This window comes from Pseudomonas sp. Van50, from assembly GCF_055390755.1.
Genome location: NZ_AP024343.1, coordinates 3,375,634 through 3,401,272, shown reverse-complemented (window position 1 = coordinate 3,401,272; position 25,639 = coordinate 3,375,634). Strand labels below are relative to the sequence as shown.

General features: G+C 61.2%; 18 protein-coding genes. 13 read left to right on the top strand and 5 right to left on the bottom strand.

The genetic code is table 11. The features are described 5' to 3' along the window. The first annotated feature begins 15 nt into the window (after positions 1-15). The 5 genes from ACZ5M5_RS14435 (at position 16) to ACZ5M5_RS14415 (ending at position 9,742) form a co-directional block, all read left to right on the top strand. Positions 16-3,195 carry an efflux RND transporter permease subunit gene (locus ACZ5M5_RS14435; protein WP_060742517.1) on the top strand — a complete coding sequence of 1,060 codons (3,180 nt, stop codon included), beginning with the start codon at positions 16-18 and terminating at the stop codon, positions 3,193-3,195. Continuing rightward, positions 3,192-4,613: an efflux transporter outer membrane subunit gene (locus ACZ5M5_RS14430; RefSeq protein WP_464739278.1), complete on the top strand. Its 1,422-nt coding sequence runs from the start codon at positions 3,192-3,194 to the stop codon at positions 4,611-4,613. Before ACZ5M5_RS14435 ends, ACZ5M5_RS14430 begins: the two co-directional genes overlap by 4 nt. A gap of 703 nt (positions 4,614-5,316) precedes the next feature. Further along, positions 5,317-6,375: a tetratricopeptide repeat protein gene (locus ACZ5M5_RS14425; protein ID WP_464739277.1), complete on the top strand. Its 1,059-nt coding sequence runs from the start codon at positions 5,317-5,319 to the stop codon at positions 6,373-6,375. Positions 6,376-6,572: 197 nt separating this feature from the next. Continuing rightward, a complete protein-coding gene (locus ACZ5M5_RS14420) occupies positions 6,573-8,075 on the top strand; it encodes an ATPase domain-containing protein (protein WP_060742520.1) in 1,503 nt (500 codons plus the stop codon). After that, positions 8,072-9,742: a response regulator gene (locus ACZ5M5_RS14415; RefSeq protein ID WP_060742521.1), complete on the top strand. Its 1,671-nt coding sequence runs from the start codon at positions 8,072-8,074 to the stop codon at positions 9,740-9,742. The genes ACZ5M5_RS14420 and ACZ5M5_RS14415 overlap by 4 nt, the downstream gene beginning before the upstream one ends. Positions 9,743-9,791: 49 nt before the next feature. Here ACZ5M5_RS14415 and ACZ5M5_RS14410 read toward each other — a convergent pair whose 3' ends face one another. The 5 genes from ACZ5M5_RS14410 to ACZ5M5_RS14390 are packed head-to-tail and all read right to left on the bottom strand — an operon-like array spanning position 9,792 to position 16,329. Beyond that, the gene (locus ACZ5M5_RS14410) at positions 9,792-10,169 is read right to left on the bottom strand and encodes a response regulator (RefSeq protein ID WP_072405489.1); all 378 of its coding nucleotides are present in this window, start codon (positions 10,167-10,169) and stop codon (positions 9,792-9,794) included. Continuing rightward, positions 10,162-11,442: a hybrid sensor histidine kinase/response regulator gene (locus tag ACZ5M5_RS14405; protein ID WP_464739276.1), complete on the bottom strand. Its 1,281-nt coding sequence runs from the start codon at positions 11,440-11,442 to the stop codon at positions 10,162-10,164. Before ACZ5M5_RS14405 ends, ACZ5M5_RS14410 begins: the two co-directional genes overlap by 8 nt. A 5-nt stretch (positions 11,443-11,447) precedes the next feature. Continuing rightward, a complete protein-coding gene (locus tag ACZ5M5_RS14400; protein WP_060742524.1) occupies positions 11,448-12,035 on the bottom strand; it encodes a chemotaxis protein CheB in 588 nt (195 codons plus the stop codon). After that, positions 12,032-12,847: a CheR family methyltransferase gene (locus ACZ5M5_RS14395; RefSeq protein ID WP_464739378.1), complete on the bottom strand. Its 816-nt coding sequence runs from the start codon at positions 12,845-12,847 to the stop codon at positions 12,032-12,034. Before ACZ5M5_RS14395 ends, ACZ5M5_RS14400 begins: the two co-directional genes overlap by 4 nt. Next, a complete protein-coding gene (locus ACZ5M5_RS14390) occupies positions 12,847-16,329 on the bottom strand; it encodes a response regulator (protein WP_464739275.1) in 3,483 nt (1,160 codons plus the stop codon). Before ACZ5M5_RS14390 ends, ACZ5M5_RS14395 begins: the two co-directional genes overlap by 1 nt. 251 nt (positions 16,330-16,580) lie before the next feature. On the opposite strand from ACZ5M5_RS14390, the gene ACZ5M5_RS14385 reads away from it, so the two are divergent. From ACZ5M5_RS14385 to ACZ5M5_RS14350, 8 genes are all read left to right on the top strand, one after another. Beyond that, the gene (locus ACZ5M5_RS14385) at positions 16,581-16,961 is read left to right on the top strand and encodes a response regulator (protein ID WP_464739274.1); all 381 of its coding nucleotides are present in this window, start codon (positions 16,581-16,583) and stop codon (positions 16,959-16,961) included. A gap of 77 nt (positions 16,962-17,038) precedes the next feature. Beyond that, the gene (locus tag ACZ5M5_RS14380) at positions 17,039-18,331 is read left to right on the top strand and encodes a glycosyltransferase (RefSeq protein WP_464739273.1); all 1,293 of its coding nucleotides are present in this window, start codon (positions 17,039-17,041) and stop codon (positions 18,329-18,331) included. A gap of 70 nt (positions 18,332-18,401) precedes the next feature. Continuing rightward, positions 18,402-19,307, top strand: coding sequence for an AraC family transcriptional regulator (locus tag ACZ5M5_RS14375; protein ID WP_060742529.1), 906 nt, complete (start codon positions 18,402-18,404; stop codon positions 19,305-19,307). A gap of 346 nt (positions 19,308-19,653) precedes the next feature. Next, positions 19,654-20,964 (top strand): ABC transporter substrate-binding protein, encoded by a 1,311-nt coding sequence (locus ACZ5M5_RS14370; RefSeq protein WP_060742530.1) that lies wholly within the window; start codon positions 19,654-19,656, stop codon positions 20,962-20,964. Positions 20,965-21,121: 157 nt separating this feature from the next. Then, positions 21,122-22,057 carry a carbohydrate ABC transporter permease gene (locus ACZ5M5_RS14365; protein ID WP_053184628.1) on the top strand — a complete coding sequence of 312 codons (936 nt, stop codon included), beginning with the start codon at positions 21,122-21,124 and terminating at the stop codon, positions 22,055-22,057. A 10-nt stretch (positions 22,058-22,067) separates the two neighbouring features. After that, positions 22,068-22,898 (top strand): carbohydrate ABC transporter permease, encoded by an 831-nt coding sequence (locus tag ACZ5M5_RS14360; protein WP_060742531.1) that lies wholly within the window; start codon positions 22,068-22,070, stop codon positions 22,896-22,898. A gap of 39 nt (positions 22,899-22,937) precedes the next feature. Further along, a complete protein-coding gene (locus ACZ5M5_RS14355) occupies positions 22,938-24,041 on the top strand; it encodes an ABC transporter ATP-binding protein (RefSeq protein ID WP_060742532.1) in 1,104 nt (367 codons plus the stop codon). A gap of 15 nt (positions 24,042-24,056) precedes the next feature. After that, the gene (locus ACZ5M5_RS14350; RefSeq protein WP_464739272.1) at positions 24,057-25,538 is read left to right on the top strand and encodes a mannitol dehydrogenase family protein; all 1,482 of its coding nucleotides are present in this window, start codon (positions 24,057-24,059) and stop codon (positions 25,536-25,538) included. The last annotated feature ends 101 nt before the right edge of the window (positions 25,539-25,639 follow it).

The window sequence follows — 25,639 nt, the reverse complement described above, 5'->3', positions numbered from 1 at the left end:
GGGACTGAATCCAAGATGAAATTTTCCCAGTTCTTCATTTCGCGGCCGATCTTCGCAGCGGTGCTTTCGCTGCTGATCCTGATCGCCGGCGCCATCTCGCTGTTCCAGCTACCGATCAGCGAATACCCGGAAGTCGTGCCGCCGACCGTGGTCGTACGCGCCAACTTCCCCGGCGCCAACCCCAAGGTCATCGGCGAAACCGTGGCCGCGCCCCTGGAACAAGCCATCACCGGCGTCGAGAACATGCTGTACATGTCCTCCCAGTCCACCGCTGACGGCAAGATCACCTTGACCATCACCTTCGCCCTGGGCACCGACCTGGACAACGCCCAGGTGCAGGTGCAGAACCGCGTCACCCGGACCGAGCCCAAACTGCCGGAAGAAGTGACCCGGATCGGTATCACGGTGGACAAGGCATCGCCCGACCTGACCATGGTCGTGCACTTGACCTCGCCGGACAAACGCTACGACATGCTCTACCTGTCCAACTACGCCCTGCTCAACATCAAGGATGAGCTGGCGCGCCTGGGCGGCGTAGGTGATGTGCAACTGTTCGGCATGGGTGACTACTCCCTGCGGGTCTGGCTGGATCCGAACAAGACCGCCTCGCGCAACCTGACCGCCACCGACGTGGTCACCGCGATCCGTGAACAGAACCGCCAGGTGGCGGCCGGTGCCCTGGGGGCGCCGCCATCGCCCAATGCCCAATCCTTCCAGTTGTCGATCAATACCCAGGGTCGCCTGGTGAATGAGGAAGAGTTCGAGAACATCATCATTCGTTCCGGCGCCAACGGCGAGATCACGCGCCTGAAGGACATCGCCCGGGTCGAGTTGGGTTCCAGCCAATACGCCCTGCGCTCGTTGCTGGACAACCAGCCGGCTGTGGCGATCCCGATCTTCCAGCGTCCGGGCTCCAACGCCATCCAGATCTCCAACGACGTTCGCGAGAAGATGGAAGAGCTGAAGAAAGGCTTCCCGGCCGGGATGGACTACAGCATCGTCTATGACCCGACGATCTTCGTCCGGGGTTCCATCGAAGCGGTGGTCCACACCCTGTTCGAAGCCCTGATTCTCGTGGTGCTGGTGGTGATCCTGTTCCTGCAGACCTGGCGCGCCTCGATCATTCCCCTGGTGGCGGTGCCGGTTTCGCTGATCGGTACGTTCGCGGTGATGCACCTGTTCGGCTTCTCGTTGAACGCCCTGTCGCTGTTCGGCCTGGTCCTGGCGATCGGTATCGTGGTGGACGACGCCATCGTGGTGGTGGAGAACGTCGAGCGAAACATCGAGCTGGGACTCACCCCCGTGGAGGCGACCAAGCGCGCCATGGGCGAAGTGACCGGCCCGATCATCGCCACCGCCCTGGTGCTGTGCGCGGTCTTCGTTCCGGCGGCGTTCATCAGTGGCCTGACCGGTCAGTTCTATAAACAGTTCGCCCTGACCATTGCCATCTCCACGGTCATCTCGGCGATCAACTCCCTGACCCTGTCGCCGGCCTTGGCCGCGGTACTGCTCAAGGGCCATGACGCGCCCAAGGACCGTTTCTCCAAATTCCTGGACAAGGTGTTCGGTGGCTGGCTGTTCCGTCCGTTCAACCGCTTCTTCGAGCGTGCCAGCCATGGCTACGTGGGCACCGTCGCTCGGGTGATCCGCAGCAGCGGCATCGCCCTGGTGCTCTACGCCGGCCTGATGGTGCTGACGTTCTTCGGCTTCTCCACCACCCCGACCGGCTTCGTGCCCGGCCAGGACAAGCAATACCTGGTGGCCTTCGCCCAACTGCCGGACGCCTCGAGCCTGGACCGCACCGAAGACGTGATCAAGCGCATGTCCGACCTGGCCCTCAAGCAGCCAGGCGTTGAAAGCGCCGTGGCCTTCCCCGGCCTGTCGATCAACGGTTTCACCAACAGCCCGAACGCCGGCATCGTGTTCGTGACCCTCAAGCCCTTCGACGAGCGCAAGGACCCGAGCATGTCGGCCGGCGCCATCGCCGGTGCCTTGAACGGCAAGTACTCGGAGATCCAGGAAGCCTACATGGCGATCTTCCCGCCGCCGCCGGTACAGGGCCTGGGCACCATCGGTGGTTTCCGCCTGCAAATCGAGGATCGGGGCAACCTGGGCTACGACGAGCTGTACAAAGAAACCATGAACATCATCACCAAGAGCCGCAGCGTGCCGGAACTGGCCGGGTTGTTCACCAGCTACACCGTGAACGTGCCCCAGGTCGATGCCGCCATCGACCGTGAAAAAGCCAAGACCCATGGCGTGGCCGTCAGCGACATCTTCGACACCCTGCAGATCTACCTGGGTTCGCTGTATGCCAACGACTTCAACCGCTTCGGTCGCACCTACCAGGTCAACGTCCAGGCCGAGCAGCAGTTCCGTCTCGAATCGGACCAGATCGGCCAGCTCAAGGTGCGCAACAACCGTGGCGAGATGATCCCGCTGGCGACCTTCATCAAGGTCAGCGACACCTCGGGGCCAGACCGTGTGATGCACTACAACGGCTTCATCACCGCTGAAATCAACGGTGCCGCTGCCCCGGGCTACAGTTCCGGCCAGGCTGAAAAGGCCATCGAGAAACTGCTCAAGGACGAACTGCCCAACGGCATGACGTACGAGTGGACCGACCTGACGTACCAGCAGATCCTCTCGGGCAACACCGCACTGTTCGTGTTCCCGCTCTGCGTACTGCTGGCGTTCCTGGTGCTCGCGGCACAGTACGAAAGCTGGAGCCTGCCATTGGCGGTGATCCTGATCGTACCGATGACCCTGCTGTCGGCGATTACCGGGGTGATTCTCTCCGGTGGCGACAACAACATCTTTACCCAAATCGGCTTGATCGTACTGGTGGGACTTGCCTGCAAGAACGCGATTCTGATCGTCGAGTTCGCCAAGGATAAACAGCTCGAAGGCATGAACCCGCTGGCGGCGGTCCTCGAAGCCTGCCGCCTGCGTCTGCGGCCGATCCTGATGACCTCCTTCGCCTTCATCATGGGCGTGGTGCCCCTGGTGTTCTCCAGCGGCGCAGGTGCGGAAATGCGTCATGCCATGGGTGTGGCAGTGTTCTCCGGGATGCTCGGCGTGACCTTCTTCGGTCTGCTGCTCACCCCCGTGTTCTATGTACTGATCCGCAACTTCGTCGAGCGCAGCGAGGCCCGCAAGGCGGCCCGGGCTTTGAAACTGGAGGCGCAACAATGAGTTTGAAAGCGTTCGTTCCGAGCTTGCTGGCCCTGGCGCTGAGCGCCTGCGCCGTGGGTCCGGACTACAAGGCACCACGCACGGAGGCGGCGAACATCACCACCGCCACCGACGGTGCCGCCGGCCAGAAGAATTTCGACCGTGCCCGCTTCGAAGGCGTCTGGTGGCAGCAGTTCGACGACCCGACCCTCAACGCGTTGGTGACCCGCTCCCTGGATGGCAACCGCGAGTTGCGCGTGGCCTTCGCCCGCTTGCGTGCCGCCCGGGCGATTCGCGATGACGCCAGCAATGACGTGATGCCAACCATCACCAGCCGGGCCAGCAGCGACCTGGGCAAAGGCCAGATTCCCGGGCAGACCACCGACCGGGTCAACACCGAGCGTTACGACCTGGGCCTGGACATGGCCTGGGAGCTGGACCTGTTCGGACGCATCCGGCGCAACCTGGAAGCCACCGATGCCGATCAGCAGGCGGTCGAAGCCGACCTCTATCAGTTGCAGGTGACGATGATCGCCGAACTGGTAGACGCCTACGGTCAATTGCGCGGCGCGCAACTGCGGGAAAAGATCGCCTTGGCGAACCTGAAGAACCAGCAGGATTCGCGCAAGATCACCGAAAGCCTGCGTGATGCCGGCGTCGGCGATCAGCTCGATGTGGTGCGTGCCGATGCCCGCCTGGCGTCTGTAGAAGCCAGCGTGCCGCAACTGCAGGCCGAACAGGTACGCCAACGCAATCGCATCGCCACGTTGCTGGGCGAGCGCCCGGACAAACTCAGCGTGGACCTGAGCCCGAAACAATTGCCGGCCATCGCCAAGGCCCTGCCCATCGGCGATCCGGGTGAACTGCTGCAACGACGCCCGGACATTCTCAGTGCCGAACGCCAACTGGCCGCCGCCACGGCACGCATCGGCGTGGCCAAGGCCGATCTGTTCCCGCGGGTCAGCCTGAGCGGTTTCCTCGGCTTCACGGCTGGACGCGGTTCGCAGATCGGTTCCTCGGCCGCCAATGCCTGGGCGCTGGGCCCGAGCATTACCTGGGCCGCTTTCGACCTGGGCAGCGTGCGGGCGCGCTTGCGCGGTGCCGACGCCGAGGCGGACGGCGCCCTGGCGACTTACGAACAGCAAGTGCTGCTGGCCCTGGAAGAATCGGAAAACGCCTTCAGTGACTACGGCAAGCGCCAGCAACGGCTGATTTCGCTGATCCGCCAAAGTGAATCGAGCCGCGCCGCCGCCGACCTGGCCGAGATTCGCTACCGCGAAGGCACCGTGGACTTCCTCGTGCTGCTCGATGCCCAACGTGAACGCCTGGCCGCCGAAGACACCCAGGCCCAGGCCGAAGTGGACTTGTACCGCGGCATCGTCGCGATCTACAAGGCCCTGGGTGGCGGCTGGCAACCGGAAACCGTTGCCAGCAACTGACCCGCCCTGCTCAACCGAGCTCCTTTGGTTGGCCGCAACCAACCAATTCTTTGCCCCGCGTTCATTTGGACGCGGGGCTTTTTTTGCCTATCGCCCACACCCACCATGAAAGATCCCATTGTGGGAGCGAGCTTGCTCACGATAGCGGTGGGTCAGTTGGCGGTGATGTCGGCGGCTCAACCGCCATCGCGAGCGAGCTCGCTCCCACAGGGGGCTCGGGTGGGTACAGGGTTTGTGTCTCCCCTCCATTCCAGTGTGGGAGCCGAGCTTGCTCGCGATGGCGGTGGGTCAGTCAATATCGATATCGCTGATCCGACGCCATCGCGAGCGAGCTCGCTCCCACAGGGGGCTCGGGTGGGTACAGGGTTTGTGTCTCCCCTCCATTCCAGTGTGGGAGCCGAGCTTGCTCGCGATGGGGGTGGGTCAGTCAATATCGATATCGCTGATCCGACGCCATCGCGAGCAAGCTCGCTCCCACAGGAGGCTCGGGTGGGTATAGGGTTTGTGTCTCCCCTCCATTCCAGTGTGGGAGCCGAGCTTGCTCGCGATGGCGGTGGGTCAGTCAATATCGATATCGCTGATCCGACGCCATCGCGAGCAAGCTCGCTCCCGCAGGTCCGCTACCGCTGTTACAAGGTTTGACTCAAGCCGCCACCTGACCGAAGCTTGCGACATTTCACGCTTCTGGTAATGGATTCCCTGCATGCCCTCGCCTCGCCGCCGCTATCTGCTCCTCAGCCTCTGTGTCCTGTTGTTGATCGGTCTTGTCGCGCTATGGCTACGCAGCACCACGCCGCAAATCCCCGAAGCGATCAAGCGTGGTTACAGTGAAGCCTTGGAAAGCGCCCGCAACGGACAGCCGGGGGCGGCACGCATGCTTTACCAGCAATTGGGGCGTCCAGACCTCTCACCCAAGCGCCGTGTGTGGCTGCACGCCGAACTGCCCAACTACCCCAGCCCGCAAGCCCTGAAACTGGCGGACGCGGACCTGCACAGCGAATCACCGGACGTGCGTCGGGCCGCCATCGGCAGCATCGTCGGGCTGGTGCCGACGGGCCAGCGCAGCCTGTTGCTCGGCCCACTGCTGGATGATGACGACCCGAATGTCCGGTTCGCCGCCGTGAATGCCCTGCTGGGCCTCTCGCCGGATGACCTCGGCTTGTATTTCGGCGCAATGCAGATCGCCATCGATACCTGGGAGCAGGTGCTCGAGGACGGTCCGAAAACCGCGGACACCCACTACCAGCTCGCCCGGCTGCACCTGCACAACGCCGAATTGAAGAAAGCCCAATTGGCCCTTGAGCAGGCCTTGCGCCTGCAACCGGACAATCTCCCGGCGCTGGTCATGCAGATCGAAGTGCTGGACAAACAAGGCCAGGGCGAAGCCGCACGACAATTGCTCGCCCGACAGTTGCAAACCCAGCCACCGTCGGCTTATCTGCAACATGCGCTGGGCATGTGGCTGCTGCAACACGGCCAGAGCGAGTATGCGGTGCTCGGTCTGGCAAAAGCCGTGGAACTGGAACCCGAGAACCGGCATTACCGCTATGACCTGGCGACCACCTTGCATGCCGAACAGGAAGTGGAAGCCGCGCAGAAGCAGTTGCAGGAAATCGTCCAGCGCTACCCCGCCGACCGCAAGGCCCGGGTGTTGCTGATCAACTATTGGAAGGAAACCGGTCAGTTGCAGAATGTGCAGATCCTGTTGGCGCAATTGGAACAGTTGAACCCCGATGACCCGACGCTGCAACAGGGCCTGTAGGAGCTGCCGAAAGCTGCGATCACTCAATTGCCTTCAGCCTCGCTTCGCTCGACAGCACCTACAAAGTTTGTGCAGTACACCGCGTTTTATCGATGTAAGCGGAACCGCCATCACCGCCAAAGGTCAAGTGTTCAGGCAGTCGATTTCAGGCGTTACCCCGCCTGCTGCCCACTTCCCTAGTCATGAGAGGGCTATTTTTGTCTACATCTAACGAGTTGATCAGTGCAAAAGCCGCCACCGGCATCGAGGGACTGGACGATATCCTCTCCGGTGGTTTGTCCCGCGGCCATGTGTTCCTGCTCGAGGGCGAACCCGGGACTGGTAAGACCACGGTCGCGTTGCATTTTCTGTTAGCCGGCGCCAAGGCTGGCGAGCGCTCGTTGTACATCACGCTATCGGAAACCGAGCGTGAACTGCGTCAGGGCGCGGCCTCCCACGGGTGGACGCTGGATGACAATATTCATATTTTCGAGCTGACCCCGCCCGAAAGCCTGCTCAATGCCGAGCACCAACAGAGCCTGCTGTATTCCTCGGACCTGGAACTGGGCGAAGCGACGAAGCAGATTTTCGAAGTGGTCGAACGGGTCAAGCCGACCCGGGTCGTGCTCGACAGCCTGTCGGAGATCCGCCTGTTGGCGCAAAGCTCCCTGCGCTATCGTCGGCAGATCCTGGCGATCAAGCATTATTTCGTGCGCTACGACGCCACGGTCCTGTTGCTCGACGACCTGACCACCGAGTCCCTGGACAAGACCGTACACAGCGTTGCCCACGGGGTGGTGCGCCTGGAAGAACTGACCCCCAACTACGGCGCCGAACGGCGGCGGATCCGGGTGGTCAAGTATCGAGGGCAGAAATACCGCGGCGGTTACCATGACTTCACCATCATGGGCGACGGCGTGCACGTCTTCCCGCGCCTGGTCGCCGCCGAACACCGTGGGCAGTACCTGCGCCAGCAACTCTCCAGCGGCATCGGCGAAATGGATGCGCTGCTGGGGGGCGGTATCGAGACGGGGTCCAGTACCTTGATCCTGGGCCCGGCGGGTACCGGCAAGTCGCTGATCGCGCTGATTTTTGCCGCAGCCGCCGTGCATCGCGGCGAGAAAGCCGCACTGTTCATCTTCGATGAAGAGCTGGGCTTGCTGTTCGAGCGCATGAAAAACATCGGCATTGATCTGCAGGCCCTCCTAGAGACCGGCAACCTGCTGATCGAACAGGTCGACGCCGCCGAGTTGTCCCCCGGCGAGTTCTCCCACCGCGTGCGCCGTTGCGTCGATGAGGGCAACATCAAGACCGTGGTCATCGACAGTATCAACGGCTATCAGGCGGCCATGCCGGAAGAGAACGCCCTGGTACTGCACATGCATGAATTGCTGCTCTATCTCAACCGCAAGGGCGCGGCGACCTTCATGACCGTTGCACAGCACGGTCTGGTCGGCGACATGCAAGCGCCCGTGGACATTACTTACCTGGCCGATACGGTGATTCTGTTGCGTTATTTCGAAGCACTGGGCAAGGTTCGCCGGGCGATCTCCATCATCAAGAAACGTACCGGCAGCCACGAGTCGACCATCCGCGAATACCGCATCAGCGGCGTGGGAATGACCATCGGCGAGCCACTGGAGGCGTTCCAGGGCGTCTTGCGCGGGGTCCCCACCTACATGGGCGAGAGCAACCCGCTGCTCAAGGATGAACACCGGTGACGCTGGCCGAGCCCCTGTCCGAGCGGGCGCTGATCCTCGCGCCGCTGGGACGGGACAGCCAGATCGCCTTGATGATCCTCAATGAAGCCGGTTTTGCCGGCCTCATCTGCCGCCACCTGGACCATTTGTGCGAAGAGTTGGAAAGCGGTGCCGGCCTGCTGGTGATTTCTTCGGAGGCTTTGGTAGGGCCCGACCTGGAAACGCTGTTCCAGCAAATCGAACAGCAGCCAACCTGGTCCGACCTGCCCATTGTCTTGTTGACCCATCACGGCGGGCCGGAACAGAACCCGGCGGCCCGTATCGGTACGCAATTGGGCAACGTGACCTTCCTCGAGCGTCCTTTCCATCCGGTGACCCTGATCAGCCTGGTGACCACCGCCCTGCGGGGTCGTCGAAGGCAGTACGAAGCCCGCGACCGCCTGATCGACCTCAGCAACAGTGAACTGCGCCTGCAGACCACCCTTGAAACCCTCGAGCAGCAGGTAGAAGAACGTACCGCCCAGTTGCGTCACAACGAAGAGGCCCTGCGCCAGTCGCAAAAAATGGAAGCGGTAGGTCAGTTGACCGGCGGTATCGCCCACGACTTCAACAACATGCTCACCGGGATCATCGGCAGCCTCGAACTGCTGCGCCGGCGCCTGGCCCGCGGCCGTACCGAGGACCTGGACAGCCTGATCGACCTGGGCGTGACCTCGGCCAACCGCGCCGCCGGCCTGACCCATCGCCTGCTGGCGTTTTCCCGACGGCAATCGCTGGACTCCAAGGCCGTCCAGATGAATACGCTGGTGCTGTCCATGGGCGAGCTGCTGCAACGCAGCCTCAACGAAAGCATTCGCCTGGACATGCAATTGGACGAACAGCTCTGGGTCGCCGAGGCCGACCCCAACCAACTGGAAAGCGCCCTGCTCAACCTGGTGCTCAACGCTCGGGATGCCATGCCCAACGGCGGAAACCTGGTGGTGCAGACTTGCAACCGACACCTGGACGCCGACTTCACCGATGCCTACACCAACCTGGAGCCCGGCGACTATGTGGTGCTGAGCGTGCAGGACACCGGTTATGGCATGCCCGAAGCGGTGATCGGCCGCGCTTTCGACCCGTTTTTCACCACCAAGCCGATCGGCCAGGGCACCGGGCTGGGCCTGTCGATGATCTATGGCTTCAGCAAGCAATCGCGTGGTCATGTGACCATCGACAGCGAAGTCGACAAAGGCACCACCGTGAACTTGTACCTGCCGCGCTTTCGCGGTGAAGAAGTCCACGAGCCCCAGGTCACCACCCAGCATGCGCCGTATGCGCAGGACGGCGAAACCGTGCTGATCGTCGAGGACGATCCGGCGGTGCGGGTGCTGGTGAGCGCGGTGTTGAGTGAACTGGGTTATGCCTTTGTGGAAGCGGCCGACGCCAATGGCGCGGTCCCGATCCTCGAGTCAGGCCAACGCATCGACCTGCTGATCAGCGACGTAGGCCTGCCCGGCATGAATGGTCGGCAACTGGCGGAAATCGGCCGGCAGGTGCGCCCGGACCTGCGGGTGCTGTTCATCACCGGCTACGCCGAGCATGCGGCGGTACGCGGCGGCTTCCTTGACCCGGGGATGCAGATGATCACCAAGCCGTTCACGTTTGATTTGTTGACGGCCAAGGTGCGGGAGATGATCAAGGTCTGAGGTAAACCGGACCTTAAGCTCGCCACAGGCCCACCATGCACCCACAGGCTTACGACAACATTTTTTGCATGATTGCCTGCAGTTCATCCAGGTCGAACGGTTTATCCAGGATCGGGGCCTTGCGGGTAATGGGGCTATCGGTGTCGCGCACTTCCTGCGCGTAGCCACTGATGAAAATGACCTTCAGTTCGGGCCGCAGCTTGACCGCAGGCTCGGCGATCTGCACCCCGGAAATACCGCCCGGCAGGCGGAAGTCGGTAATCATCATGTCCAGATGCGGCTTGCTCGCCAGGATCTCGAACGCCTGGTCACCGTTTTCGGCCTGCAACACCCGATATCCCTCGCCCGACAGGTAGGCCGACAGCACCATCAGGATCGACGGGTCATCCTCGACGATCAATACAACATCTTGCGCATCTTCACTCATGAGAAGCCTTTGTTCGATCAATAGCTGCTGATACGACCTTAGGGTCTCTCAGAGGTTGCGTCTGTTCGGCGGTTTTGTCCAAGACAGTTTTCTGCAAGGGCAGGCAAACACGAAACAACGCCCCTTCATGGAGACGACTGTCGACCGTGATCGTCCCGCCATGGGCCGTGACGATCTGCTCGGAAATGAACAGCCCCAGCCCCAGGCCTGAAGCGGCCGCCTTGGACGATACGCGCTCGAACTGCTGGAAGATACGTTTCTGGTTCTCCTCGCTGATGCCGATGCCGTGGTCCCGGACCTCGATGCAGGCATGCTCGGGCGTCTTGTAGACGCGCACTTCGATCGGGCTCTTGCCACCGTAGCGCAGCGCATTGGTCAACAGGTTCGACACCACTTGTTCGATGCGAAACTCATCCCACTGCCCCTCCACCGCAGGCTCGGCCAGGCAGGTCAATGAGCACTCGGCGATGGCAAACTGCGGCTGGAAGTTGCGCAGCAGGTTTTCCACCAGTGCCGTCAAGTTGAAACGGGTCGGACGGATCGACAGCTTGCCGGTACGAATCCGCGACACATCCAGCATGTCCTCGATCAGCCGGATCAGGCTCTTGATCTGGCGCTCGTCACGCTCGACCATTGCCCGCACCTTGTCCAGGCTGAAGGCCGCGGCATTGTCCCGGGCCAGGTGCATCTTGCGCAGTTGGGTCTCGAGAATGAGGCCATTGAGGGGGGTGCGCACCTCGTGAGCGACAATGGACATGAAGTCGTCACGCATACGCACCGCTTGCTCCAGCTCGCCGCGGGTGGTTTCCAGCTGCTGCAACAGGACCTCCTGTTCCCGCTGGCTCTGCTCGAGGGCCACGACTTGCTCCTTCATGGCCTTGCGCTGGCGATACAGCTCGACGAACACATTGACCTTGCTCTTGACGGCCTGGGTGTCCAGCGGTTTGTGCAGGAAGTCCACCGCGCCGGTTTCATAACCGGTGAAGGCATAGTTGCGTTCACGACCGGCGGCGCTGACGAAAATGATCGGGATGCTGCGGGTCTTCTCCGTGCCGCGCATCAGCTCGGCCAGCCCAAAACCGTTCATCTCGGGCATCTGCACATCGATGATGGCCAGGGCAAAGTCGTGTTGCAGCAGCAGGGACAGTGCTTCGTCCGCCGACAGGGCCTTGAAGACCTCGCGGTCTGGCCCCCTGATCAACGCTTCCAGGGCCAACAGATTCTCGGGCAGATCGTCGACGATCAGCAGTTTGGCTTGAACATCTTTTGGCATGTGGTTCATTCCAGCCCGGCCAGCAATTGGCCGATGCCTTGCAAAGTAAGGATATGGTCGGGCTCATGCAGGGCCAGCGCCGCTTCGGGCATGGTCGCGACCTGGGCTTCAGCGGGATCCTGGACCACGGTGATGCCACCCAGCGCCCTGACCTTCGCCAGGCCCCGGGCGCCATCGCCATTGGCACCGGTCATTACCACAGCCAGCAACTTCTCGCCGTAGACATCGGCGGCCGACTCGAACAGAACGTCGATGGACGGTCGCGAATGATGTACGGGCTCCTCCAGGCTCAACGACAGGCAACGGTCGGCCTCGACCGACAAGTGATAGCCGGGCGTGGCGACGTACAAGGTACCCGGTGCGATGTCCAGTTTGTCCCGGGCCTCCTCCACCGGCACCGCCAGGCGATGGCCGAGCACGGAGGCCAGTTGGCTGTCGCGCTCATTCGGCAAATGCAATACCACCAGGATGGGCAGGCCGAAACCTTTGCGCAGGTGTCCGAATACCCTGAGCAACGCTTCGACGCCGCCGGCCGATGCACCGACGACAATGGCCTCGATGGGCGGGTTGGATCTGTCCTTGGTCTGATTCATAACTTGCGATAGATCCGTTCCTGTTTGACCAACGGCTCGAATCGATGACCGTAAGCCGAAAAATCCAGTGTCTCCTTACTGCCCAATACCAGGAAACCACGGTGACAAAGGGACTCATGGAACAGTCCAAACGCACGATCTTGCAGCTTTTTATTGAAATATATCAATACATTGCGACACGAAATTAATTGAGTTTCTGAAAAAACACTGTCGGTCGCCAAGCTGTGATCGGCAAAGGTCACGTTCTCGCACAGGGTTTTATCGAACATCGCGTAATCGTAGGCGGCTGTGTAGTAATCGGCAAACGATCGCCGTCCTCCAGCGTTCTGGTAGTTCTGCGTATAGGTGCGCACGTTTTCCAGGGAGAAAATGCCCTGCTTGGCTTTTTCCAAGGAGCGCGGATTGATATCGGTGGCGTAGATCAATGTGCGGTCCAGCAGGCCTTCTTCTCGCAGCAGGATCGCCATGGAGTAGACTTCCTCTCCCGTGCTGCACCCGGCGATCCAGATCTTGATCGAGGGGTACGTCCTGAGCAGTGGTACGACTTCCTCGCGTATCGCCAGGAAATGCGAGGGGTCACGAAACATCTCACTGACGGGGATCGTCAGCAGTTGCAGCAACTGCATGAATACACCCGAGTCGTGCAGCACGCGCTCCTGCAAGGCCGAAATGGTCTTGCACTCGAACTGGCTCAACGCATGGTGGACCCGGCGCTTGATGGAGGCCCCGGAATAATCGCGAAAATCGTAGCTGTACTTGAGGTAAATCGCTTCGATCAACAAACGAAGTTCAATGTCAGTGTCACGTTCCACTAAATTCTTTCCATATTCGGCAACCACACGCGAATCAGCGAGAACAGACGATCCAGATCGATCGGCTTGGCCAGGTAGTCATTGGAACCCGCCGCCAGGCAGCGCTCCTGATCGTCCTTCATGGCCTTGGCCGTCACGGCGATGATCGGCAGCTTGCGCCAGCGCGGATCCTTGCGGATCAGCGTGGTGGCTTCGAAACCGTCCATCTCCGGCATCATCACATCCATCAGCACCAGGTCGATGTCGTCGAATTCATTCAGGCGATCGATCGCCTCCAAGCCATTACGGCCGATGACCACGATCGCCCCCTTCGCCTCCAGGGCGCTGGTCAGGGCAAAGATGTTGCGCACATCGTCGTCCACCAACAGCACCTTGCGGCCTTCGAACACCTTGTCGCGGCTGCGGGCGGTCTTGAGCATCCGCTGTCGTTCATGGGACAACCGGGATTCGACTTTGTGCAGAAAGAGTGTCACCTCGTCCAGCAAGCGCTCTGGCGAACGGGCGCCCTTGATGATGATCGAGCGTGAATACTTACGCAGTTCGGCTTCTTCGTCCCGCGTCAGGTTGCGCCCGGTGTAGACGATCACCGGCGGAAAGGAACAGATGTCTTCGCTGGACATGCGCTTGAGCAGGTCATTGCCGAGCATGTCCGGCAACTTGAGGTCGATGATCATGCAGTCGTAGACATTGGTCCGCAGCAGGTCCAGGGCCTGCTGGGCCAAGCCAACGGCGGTGATCTCGATGTCATCGTCGCCGATCAGGCGGGTAATACTGTCGCGCTGCAGATCATCGTCCTCCACCAGCAGCACCCGCTTGACCTTCTGGGTCAGCTTGGCCTCCAGGCGGGCGAACACGTCCTTGAGTTCTTCGCGGGTGGTCGGCTTGACGGCGTAGCCGATGGCGCCCATGTGCATGGCGGCTTCGACACGGTCTTCGACGGAAATCACGTGCACCGGGATGTGCCGGGTTTCGGCCTGCTCCTTGAGCCGCTGCAACACCGTCAGCCCGGAATGGTCCGGCAGGCGCATGTCCAGCAGGATCGCGTCGGGAGCCAGTTGCAAAGCCAGGTCGAAGCCTTCGTCGGCGCCGTGGGCCACCAGGCACTGGTAACCGAGCTCGTGGGCCAGGTCGAACAGAATCCGGGCGAACTTGGGCTCATCTTCGATCACCAGGATGCACCGGGTATCGAACGGCGCCTTGTCGCGGTCGTCGGCGAAGCGGGCAATCGGCGTGTCCACCTCGGCGACCAGCGGCGCCGGTGCGGCCTGGGGCGCGACAGGCGCCGGCGCGGTGGCCGTCGGGATGAAGGTCATCGGCGCTATCGGCGTGTCACCGGGCTCGACATACCGCTCAGGCAATACCAGCGTAAACACACTGCCCTGCCCCGGCTCGCTGGAGACCGAAATCGAGCCGCCCAGCAACATGGCCAGGTCCCGGGAAATCGACAACCCCAGGCCGGTGCCGCCGTAGCGACGGTTGGTGGTGCCATCGGCCTGGCGGAACGCCTCGAAAATGCTTTGCTGTTGATCGACGGCGATGCCGATCCCGGAGTCCCGCACCATGAACGCGATGCCCGAGCCTGGCTGACCGGCCACGGACAGGCTGACGGAACCTTGCTCGGTGAATTTCACGGCGTTGGACAGCAGGTTCTTGATCACCTGCTCCAAGCGCTGGCGGTCGGTGTAGAGCATCGCCGGCGCATCGGACAGCACCTGGACCTCGAAATTCAGGCCCTTGTCCGCCGCCAACGGCTTGAACATATCCTGCAGCCCTTCCACCAGACGCTGCACACTGGTGTTTTCCGGACGCACTTCCAGCTTTCCGGCCTCGACCTTGGAGATGTCGAGAATGTCGTTGATCAGGTTCAGCAGGTCGTTGCCGGCGGAGTAGATCGACTCGGCAAACTTGACCTGTTCCTCGCTGAGGTTGTGCTGTGGGTTCTCCGCCAGCAGCTTGGACAGGATCAGCGAGCTGTTGAGCGGCGTGCGCAACTCGTGGGACATATTGGCCAGGAACTCGGACTTGTACTTGCTCGAGCGCTGCAGCTCTTCGGCGCGCTCCTGCAACTGGATCTGGGCCAGGTTCAATTCGCTGTTCTTCTGGTCCATGGCGTCGCGCTGCTCGGCCAATTGCTCGTTGGTCTGCTCCAGTTCCTGTTGCTGGGCTTCCAGGTGGGCCTGGGACTCCTTGAGGATGCGCGACTGTTCTTCCAACTCTTCGTTGGCGGTCTTGAGCTCTTCCTGCTGGACTTGCAACTCTTCGTTCAACTGCTGGGTTTCGGCCAGGACCTCCTGCAGGCGCTGGCGATAACGGGCCGCTTCGATGGAGGTGCCGATATTGCCGGCGATCAGTTCCAGCAGCTCGACGTCACGCTCGGTCAATGGCCGCAGGAAACCCAGTTCGATGACACCGTTGATCCGGTCATCGTCACTGGTGGGCACCACCAGCACGCTGTTGGGCAGGCCTTGCCCCAGCCCGGAGCTGACTTTCAGATAATCGTCCGGTACATCGTCCAGACGGATAAGACGCCCCTGCTGCACGGCCTGGCCAGCAATACCTTCGCCGGCGAAGATCACCTGCTGTTGTTCTTCATCCTCCCGGGACAGCCCGTAGGTGGCGACGCGCCTGAGGACACCATTTTCTTCCCGCGCATACAGCGCAGCGACAGCGACGCCCAGGTACTTCGCACAGAACTGCAGGATGTTGCGACCCAACAGGTTCAGCGACAGTTGGCCCAGGACCTGCTCGGCCAGTTGCGTCTGGCCGTTACGCAGCCAGGCCTGCTTCTCCAGGTGCAAAGCGCTGCGTTGCTGGACTTTCAGGCTGGCGCTGTAGCTTTCGGACAGGCTCAACAGATCCCGGCGACCGACGTAGGCCAGCAGCCCGCTGACCGCTGCGACAAACAACAGGTAAAGGGCAATGCTCCAGACGGTCGTGGTGCGCACATCCTGATTGCGGGCCGCACGCAATTGTTGCTCGGTCTCGACGACTTCTTCGAAGGACTGGCGAATTTCGTCGGTCAGGCGCTTACCGCGCCCGGCCTTCACCGCGCCCCGGTAATCGCCGCTGGTGCGTTGCAGGTCGATCATGCTTTGGGCGTAATTGGCCCACTCCGTCTGGAGTGCCTGGATCTTGTGCAGGCGGTCGGTCTGGACGGGGTTATCGGCTGTCAATTCCAACAATGTTTCCAACGTCACGGCAATCCGTGGCTTGGCCACTTCATAGGGGTCGAGGAAGTGCTCGTCACCACTCAACAGGTAGCCGCGCATGCCGGTTTCCAGGTCCACGCTCAGCTTGAACGCTTCGTTGGCGTTATTGATCACCCTGTCGGTATGGCCGACCCACTGGATTACCGACAGCAGGTACGTGATAAGGATGATGAAAAACACCGCGCTGAGGGCGCCCATGCCCAACGGCAGGCTGATATTGCGGCTCAGGAGTTTGCGAAAGCTTTGCTCGTCGACCGAAGACGAAGGAGTCATGGAGAGGGCCTTGGTGGACAGTTGAAATCGGTGGAGTTTGCCCGAAAAACCGCGCGTGGATCCACATTTTCTGACAAGTCAAAGACGCAAATCCCACGGCAATCCGTCTTGTAGCAGGGAAGCGACTATCCTTGTCAGCTCTTGTACTATAGATCCTTTCTTGTACAACCCAGGGAACTTGTGCCGCCTTGGCACTTACTCATGAATGAGACCTTTTTTTTCCGTGCCCCTCCCGCTCCCATCTTTCGAGAATGTCGACTATGCCCACCACCCCTGCCGCCACCCAGCCCACCATCCTGGTAGTCGAAGACGATGACATTGTGCGGATGTTGATCGTCGACGTGCTGGAAGAACTGGAGTACCAGGTGCTGGAGGCGGACGGTTGTGAGCAGGCGCTGAGGTTTTTGCGCGACCACCAGCAGGAGATCGCCCTGATGATGACCGACGTCGGCCTGCCAGTAATGGACGGACGCGAATTGGCCAAGCAGGCTCGACTCGAGCGGCCGCAGCTGCCGGTGCTGTTTGCCAGCGGCTATGCCGAAAGTATCGATGTGCCTGAAGGCATGTCGGTGATCGGCAAACCCTTCTCCATCGATCAATTGCGGGACAAGGTCAAACGCATTCTTGCTTGAGCCGGATTGCATTCTTGGTCACTATCGGCGCCCCGCGCGCCGATGGCGCCTGATTCGCTCCGAGGAACCCCCTGCTCATGCATCACCCCACTGCCACCAAAGTCCTGGTTATCGGCTATGTCTGGCCCGAACCGCGCTCATCGGCGGCCAGTGGGCACGTCATGCAGATCCTCGACACCTTCCTCGGCCAAGGCTGGGACATCACCTTCAGCAGCCCGGCCGGCCCGGGCGAGCAGCGCGCCGACCTGGCCGCGCTGGGTATCCGCGAAGTGCCCATCGAACTCAATAGCAGCAGCTTCGACGCGTTCATCCAGACACTTGCGCCGGACATCGTGCTGTTCGACCAGTTCATGATGGAAGAACAGTTCGGCTGGCGCGTCGAAAAGCACTGCCCCGGCGCCCTGCGGGTGCTGGAGACCTCCGATCTGCAAAGCCTGCGTCACGCCCGGCATCAACGCCTGAAAGAGCGCCTGAAGCGCGATGAGGCGAGCGAGGACTTCAGCGACCTCTTCGCCCCGGCCCTGGGCGAGGAGTTCCAACGGATGGCCGACACCGACCTGGCCAAGCGGGAAATCGCCGCCCTGTACCGCTGCGACCTCAACCTGATGGTGTCCGAGGTTGAAATCGAACTGCTGGTGGAGCACTTCAAGCTGCCCCGCAACCTGCTGCACTGGTGCCCGTTGATGCTGGACCTGCCCAGTGAACCGTCGGTACCGTTCGAGGACCGGGCGCATTTCCTGAGCATCGGCAACTTTCGCCACGCGCCGAACTGGGACGCCGTGCTCTGGATGAAAAACGCCATCTGGCCGCTGATCCGCCAGCAATTGCCTGGCGCACAACTGCACCTGTACGGCGCCTATACCCCACCCAAGGCCGCTGCATTGCACAATCCGGCCCAGGGTTTTCACATCATGAACTGGGCCGAGGACGCCTTGCAGGTCATGTCGGCGGCACGCATCTGCCTGGCGCCGTTGCGTTTCGGCGCCGGGATCAAGGGCAAGCTGATCGACGCCATGCTCTGCGGTACCCCCAACGTCACCACGCCCGTGGGAGCCGAAGCCATGCACGGCGACATGCCCTGGCCCGGGTCGATTGCCTGGAGTGCCGAAGGCATCGCCAGCGCGGCGGTGCAGTTGTATAGCGACCAGGCGCGCTGGACCCAGGCCCAGCACGCCGGCCTGGCGCTGCTGGCGAGCCGCTACCGGCAACAGGTGCATGGACCGGCGCTGATCGACAGCATCAACGCTTGCCGGGCAGACCTGGCACAACGACGCCGGGACAATTTCACCGGCAGTATGCTGCGTCACCACCAGCACAAAAGCACCCAATACATGTCCCAGTGGATCGAAGAAAAAAACCGCAACGGTTAGACGCCAAGGTGGCACCTGCCTGGCGAAGGGGGCATTATCCAGTGGCGATAACAATAAAAGTGCCAGGCCCATGACCCGAACAGCCAGAGTCACCGACCCCTCCTATGAGCTGATGGACGACCATAACGGGCTGTCCATCATCTACCGCCAGCACGGTTTTCCCTGCCCGCTGGTGCGCTGGCATTTCCACAAGGAATACGAGCTGCACTTGATCGTTGCCAGTTCCGGCAAGGTGTTCATTGGCGACTACATTGGCAACTTCTACCCCCAGTCGCTGTTTCTCACCGGGCCCAACCTGCCCCACAACTGGATCAGCCAGGTGGCCGAGGACGAAGTGGTGCCCAAGCGCGACATGTTGGTGAACTTCACCGACGAGTTGTTCGAAAGCGGCCACCAGGTATTCGCCGAACTCAAGACGGTCGCACCGCTGCTCGAACGCGCCCAATACGGCATCGAGTTCCGTTGCAAGCGCACCATCCGCCAGGCCATGAGCCTGATGCAGCGCATCGCCGATTCCCAGGGCATGAGCCGCCTGGGGCACTTTTTCATCCTGATGGAGCTGCTGGCCGCCACGGATGACTACCAACTGCTGTCCGGCGCGACCGCCCCGCAAACGGCGGACGAACACAGCATCGACCGCACCAACCGCGCGGTGGACTACATCTTTGCCCATTACGCCCGGGAGCTGCCCCTGGAAGAAGTCGCCGAACACCTGGGCATGAAACCCACCTACTTCAGCCGGGTGTTCAAACAGGCCACTGGCCGCTGCTTCATCGAATTCGTCAATCGCCTGCGCATCAGCAAATCCTGCGAATTGCTGGCCGACGGCGACAAACCGGTAACGGACGTGTGTTTTGAATCCGGCTTCAACAACATCTCCAATTTCAACCGGCGTTTCCAGCAGCTCAAGGGCATGACGCCTTCCCACTACCGGCGGCTGGCGGTGCAGCGGTTGACCGAGCAGAACCAGGGCTGAGACTTTTCGCCCTGACAGAGATCCCCTGTGGCGAGGGAGCTTGCTCCCGCTGGGCTGCGAAGCAGCCCCCCTGGATCAGCCTTTCGCACCGAGTTGTCAGGGGAATTGTTGAGGGCCGCTGCGCGCCCCAGCGGGAGCGAGCTCCCTCGCCACGGGTCCTTTGTTCGACCTGAAGTGGCAGGCATTAATCCCTCCAGTGCAAAAAAGTATCAGTACAAGTGCGACGGATGATTTGTCACACCGTCCATTGAAGGCTGTAATCAGCGCACATTCTTCCCTTCATCCGGAAGACACAAAAACAATAACTGTCCTTCCGCAGCTTTCGGGCGCGGAAAAGGAGTGCGCGATGAAACCTTCGGTAAAAGCTCTGCTTGTCTCCACCTGCATGACCCTCAGTAGCGTCAGCTTCGGCGCACAGACCCTGACCATTGCCACCGTCAACAACAGCGACATGATCCGCATGCAAAAGCTCTCGAAAACCTTCGAGGCCGAGCACCCGGACATCAAGCTCAACTGGGTGGTGCTCGAAGAAAACGTCCTGCGCCAGCGCCTGACCACCGACATCGCCACCCAAGGCGGGCAGTTCGACGTGCTGACCATTGGCATGTACGAAGCAGCACTCTGGGGCGCCAAGGGCTGGCTGGAGCCGATGAAGGATTTGCCGGCCTCCTACGACCTGGACGACGTCTTCCCTTCCGTGCGCGATGGTTTGTCGGTCAAAGGCTCGCTGTACGCCCTGCCGTTCTACGCCGAAAGCTCGATCACCTATTACCGCACGGACCTGTTCAAGAACGCCGGACTGACCATGCCCGAACACCCGACCTGGACCCAGATCGGTGAGTTCGCGGAAAAACTCACCGACAAATCCAAGGAGCAATATGGCCTGTGCCTGCGGGGCAAGGCCGGTTGGGGCGAGAACATGGCGCTCATCACCACCCTGGCCAACGGTTATGGCGCGCGCTGGTTCGATGAGAAGTGGCAGCCGCAATTCAATGGCCCCGAGTGGAAAGACGCACTCAACTTCTATGTCGACAACATGAAGAAATCCGGCCCGCCGGGCGCCTCCAGCAACGGTTTCAACGAAAACCTGGCGCTGTTCAACAGCGGCAAATGCGCAATCTGGGTGGATGCCAGCGTCGCCGGCTCGTTCGTCACCGACAAGACCCAGAGCAAGGTGTCCGATCACGTTGGATTCACCTTCGCCCCCCACGAAAAAACCGACAAAGGCACCTCGTGGATGTACTCCTGGTCACTGGCCATCCCGACCAGTTCCAAAGCCAAGGAAGCCGCCACGGTCTTTACCACTTGGGCGACGTCCAAGGAGTACAGCCAATTGGTCGCCAAGACCGACGGCATTGCCAACGTACCGCCAGGCACCCGCACCTCGACCTACAGCGACGAGTACATGAAGGCCGCGCCGTTTGCCAAGGTGACCCTGGAATCGTTGAAAGTCGCCGATCCGAAAGCGCCAACCCTCAAGCCTGTGCCCTACATCGGCATCCAGTTGGTGACCATTCCCGAATTCCAGGCCATCGGCACCCAGGTGGGCAAGTTCTTTTCGGGGGCGCTGACCGGCCAGCAGACCGTGGACCAGGCGTTGACCGCCGCGCAGTCCACCACCGAACGCGAGATGAAACGCGCTGGGTATCCCAAGTAGTCAGCTCATTGAGGCCCGCTCCCGATACCTGTGGGAGCGAGCTTGCTCGCGATGAGGGCTCCCCGGCCAATATCACGAGTGACTGACACGACGCCATCGCGAGCAAGCTCGCTCCCACAGTGGATCTTCATAGGCCCGCAAAAATCGGTTCAATGCCATGAATAGCTCAACTACAACCGCCAAAGCCCCCATCGAGATTGCCCCGCCGCCGGCGCGCAAGATCCGCCTGGCCAACCCCGGCTGGTTCCTGGTCAGCCCTTCGGTGGCCTTGTTGCTGCTGTGGATGATCGTGCCGCTGGGCATGACCGTCTACTTCTCGATGATCCGCTACAACCTGCTCTACCCCGGCGAAAACGAATTCGTCGGGCTGGAGAACTTCACCTATTTCCTGACCGACTCGGGTTTCATGCCCGGCGCCACCAATACTTTGTTGCTGGTGGGCAGCGTGCTGTTGATCAGTATCGTCCTCGGGGTATTGATCAGCGCGCTGCTGGAGGCCAGTGAGTTTTTCGGTCGCGGCATCGTCCGCGTGCTGCTGATCTCGCCGTTCTTCATCATGCCCACCGTCGGTGCGCTGATCTGGAAGAACCTGATCTTCCACCCGGTCTCGGGCATCCTCGCCTCGGTGTGGAAACTGTTCGGCGCCCAGCCGGTGGACTGGCTGGCCCATTACCCGTTGCTGTCGATCATCATCATCGTGAGCTGGCAATGGCTGCCCTTTGCGATTCTGATCCTGATGACCGCCATGCAGTCACTGGACCAGGAACAGAAAGAAGCCGCCCGCCTGGACGGTGCCGGCCCGATCGCGATCTTCTGGCACCTGACCCTGCCGCACCTGGCCCGCCCGATTGCCGTGGTGCTGATGATCGAAACCATCTTCCTGCTGTCGGTGTTCGCCGAGATCTTCACCACCACCAACGGTGGCCCCGGCTATGCCTCCACCAACCTTGCCTACCTGATCTACAACCAGGCGCTGGTGCAGTTCGACGTCGGCATGGCTTCGGCCGGTGGCTTGATTGCCGTAGTCATTGCCAACATCGCCGCCATCATCCTCGTCCGGATGATCGGTAAAAACCTCACCGACAAGCATTGAGGCCGTCGCCATGACTCTTCAACAATCCCGTCGCCTGCAAAGCCTGCTGCTGGGCACGCTGGCCTGGGCCATCGCGATCCTGATCTTCTTTCCGATCTTCTGGATGGTGCTGACCAGCTTCAAGACCGAAATCGATGCGTTCGCCACGCCGCCGCAGTTCATCTTCACGCCGACCCTGGAAAACTACCTGCACATCAACGAGCGCAGCAATTACTTCAGCTTCGCCTGGAACTCCGTGGTGATTTCCTTCAGCGCCACCGCCCTTTGCCTGCTGATCGCGGTACCGGCAGCCTATTCCATGGCGTTCTATGAAACCCAGCGCACCAAAGGCACGTTGTTGTGGATGCTCTCCACCAAAATGCTGCCACCGGTGGGCGTGCTGATGCCGATCTACCTGCTGGCCAAGCAATTTGGCCTGCTGGACACGCGTATCGCGCTGATCATCATCTACACGCTGATCAACCTGCCCATCGTGGTCTGGATGATTTACACCTACTTCAAGGACATTCCTCGCGACATCCTCGAGGCCGCGCGCCTGGATGGCGCCACGCTCTGGCAGGAAATGGTCCGTGTGCTGCTGCCGATTGCCAAGGGCGGCCTGGCGTCCACCGTGCTGCTGTCGCTGATCCTGTGCTGGAACGAGGCGTTCTGGTCGCTGAACCTCACCTCCTCCAAGGCCGCGCCCCTGACGGCGCTGATCGCTTCCTACTCCAGCCCGGAAGGTTTGTTCTGGGCCAAATTGTCGGCCGTCTCGACCCTGGCCTGCGCGCCGATCCTGATCTTTGGCTGGATCAGCCAGAAACAGCTGGTGCGCGGTTTGTCCTTCGGCGCGGTGAAGTAACGCGCCCTACACCATTATCAGAAGTGGAGGCCCATCATCATGGCCAACCTGAAAATCAAGAATTTGCAAAAGGGTTTCGAAGGCTTCTCCATCATCAAGGGCATCGACCTTGAGGTGAACGACCGCGAGTTCGTGGTCTTCGTCGGCCCGTCGGGCTGTGGCAAATCCACACTGTTGCGGCTGATCGCTGGTCTGGAAGAGGTCAGCGACGGCACCATCGAACTGGATGGCCGGGACATTACCGAAGTCAGCCCGGCCAAGCGCGACCTGGCCATGGTGTTCCAGACCTACGCCTTGTATCCGCACATGAGCGTACGCAAGAACATGTCCTTCGCCCTCGACCTGGCCGGTGTACCCAAGGCCGAAGTCGAGAAGAAGGTCAACGAAGCGGCGCGCATCCTTGAGCTGGGCCCGATGCTCGAGCGCAAGCCCAAGCAACTGTCCGGCGGCCAGCGCCAGCGCGTGGCGATCGGTCGGGCCATCGTGCGCAACCCGAAAATCTTCCTGTTCGACGAACCGCTGTCCAACCTCGACGCCGCCCTGCGAGTGCAGATGCGCCTGGAACTGGCACGCCTGCACAAGGAACTGCAGGCGACCATGATCTACGTGACTCACGACCAGGTCGAAGCCATGACCCTGGCCGACAAGGTGGTTGTGCTCAATGGCGGGCGCATCGAACAGGTCGGCTCGCCGCTGGAGCTGTATCACCAGCCGGCCAACCTGTTTGTCGCCGGGTTCCTCGGTACACCGAAAATGGGCTTCCTCAAAGGCAAGGTCACCGCCCTGGACAGCCAGGGCTGCGAGGTGCTGCTGGACGCCGGCACGCGCATCAACCTGCCGCGCAGCGGTGCCAACCTGAGCGTCGGCGGCGCGGTGACCCTGGGGATTCGTCCGGAACACCTGAACCTGGCGCAACCGGGCGATTGCACATTGCAAGTCACCGCCGACGTCAGCGAGCGGCTGGGCAGCGACACCTTCTGCCATGTCGTCACGACGTCCGGTGAAGCTTTGACCATGCGGGTTCGCGGCGACCTGGCGAGCCGTTTCGGCGAGCAACTGAACCTGCACCTGGACGCCGAACACTGCCACTTATTCGATGCCGAGGGCGTAGCGGTAAGCCGCGCGCTGCGCGCCGCCGCCTGATTACCGAGACTTGCGATGAAACTCAACCGACAAAACCTGCACAACCTCAACCCTGACGTAGCCCTGCCCGCCTACCCGTTGGGCGACATCCGCCAGGGCATCGCCCATATCGGCGTCGGCGGTTTCCATAGGGCTCACCAGGCCTACTACACCGATGCGCTGATGAACACCGGTGTCGACCTGGACTGGGCCATCTGCGGCGTGGGCCTGCGGGCCGAGGATCGCCGTGCCCGGGATGACTTGGCCAGCCAGGATTACCTGTTCACCCTGTACGAACTGGGCGACACCGATGACACCGAAGTCCGGGTGATTGGCGCGATCAATGACATGTTGCTGGCCGAAGACGGCGCCCAGGCGCTGATCGACAAGCTGGCCGATCCGCAGATCCGCATCGTTTCGCTGACCATTACCGAAGGTGGCTATTGCATCGACGACAGCAATGGCGAATTCATGGCCCACCTGCCGCAGATCCAGCACGACCTGAGCCATCCCGAGGCACCGAAAACCGTCTTCGGCTTCCTCTGCGCCGCCCTGGCCAAGCGTCGCGCCGCTGGTATCCCGGCGTTCACGTTGATGTCTTGCGATAACCTGCCCCACAACGGCGCCGTGACCCGCAAGGCATTGCTGGCCTTCGCCGCATTGCGCGACGCGGAGCTGGGGCAGTGGATCGACCGCAACGTCAGCTTCCCCAACGCCATGGTCGATCGCATCACGCCCATGACCAGCGTGACCCATCGCCTGCAACTGCATGACGAACATGGCATCGACGACGCTTGGCCGGTGGTCTGCGAACCGTTCGTGCAATGGGTGCTGGAAGACAAATTCGTCAACGGTCGCCCGGCCTGGGAAAAGGTCGGCGTACAGTTCACCGATGACGTTTCTCCTTATGAGGAGATGAAAATCAAGTTGCTCAACGGCAGCCACCTGGCGTTGACCTACCTGGGCTTTCTCAAGGGTTATCGCTTCGTCCACGAAACCATGAACGACCCGTTGTTCGTGCGTTACATACGCGCCTACATGGACCTGGACGTGACACCGCAACTGGCACCGGTACCAGGCATCGACCTGACCGACTACAAGAACACCCTGGTGGAACGCTTTTCCAACCAGGCGATTGCCGACCAGTTGGAGCGGGTCTGTTCGGACGGCTCGTCGAAGTTTCCAAAATTCACCGTCCCGACCATCAACCGCTTGATTGCCGACGGCGGCGAAACCCGCCGTGCGGCACTGGTCGTGGCCGCCTGGGCCGTGTACCTGAAGGGCGTGGACGAGAATGGCGTGACGTATTCGATCCCGGACCCGCGGGCAGCGTTCTGCCAGGCATTGGTGGCTGACGATGCGCTGGTGACCCAGCGGATGTTGGAAGTCGAAGAAATCTTTGGCACGGCGATCCCCCGCTCGCCGGAGTTCGTGGCAGCATTCGAATGGTGCTGCAACAGCTTGCGCGAGCACGGGGTAACACGAACACTTGAGCGGGTATTGGCTGACGCAGACTAACGGTCTGCTTTTGTGGCGAGGGAGCTTGCTCCCTCGCCACGGGTGTTTGCTGACCGAGCGGTTATTCCCTGCGGATATTGATCTGACGACCAAGGATTTCT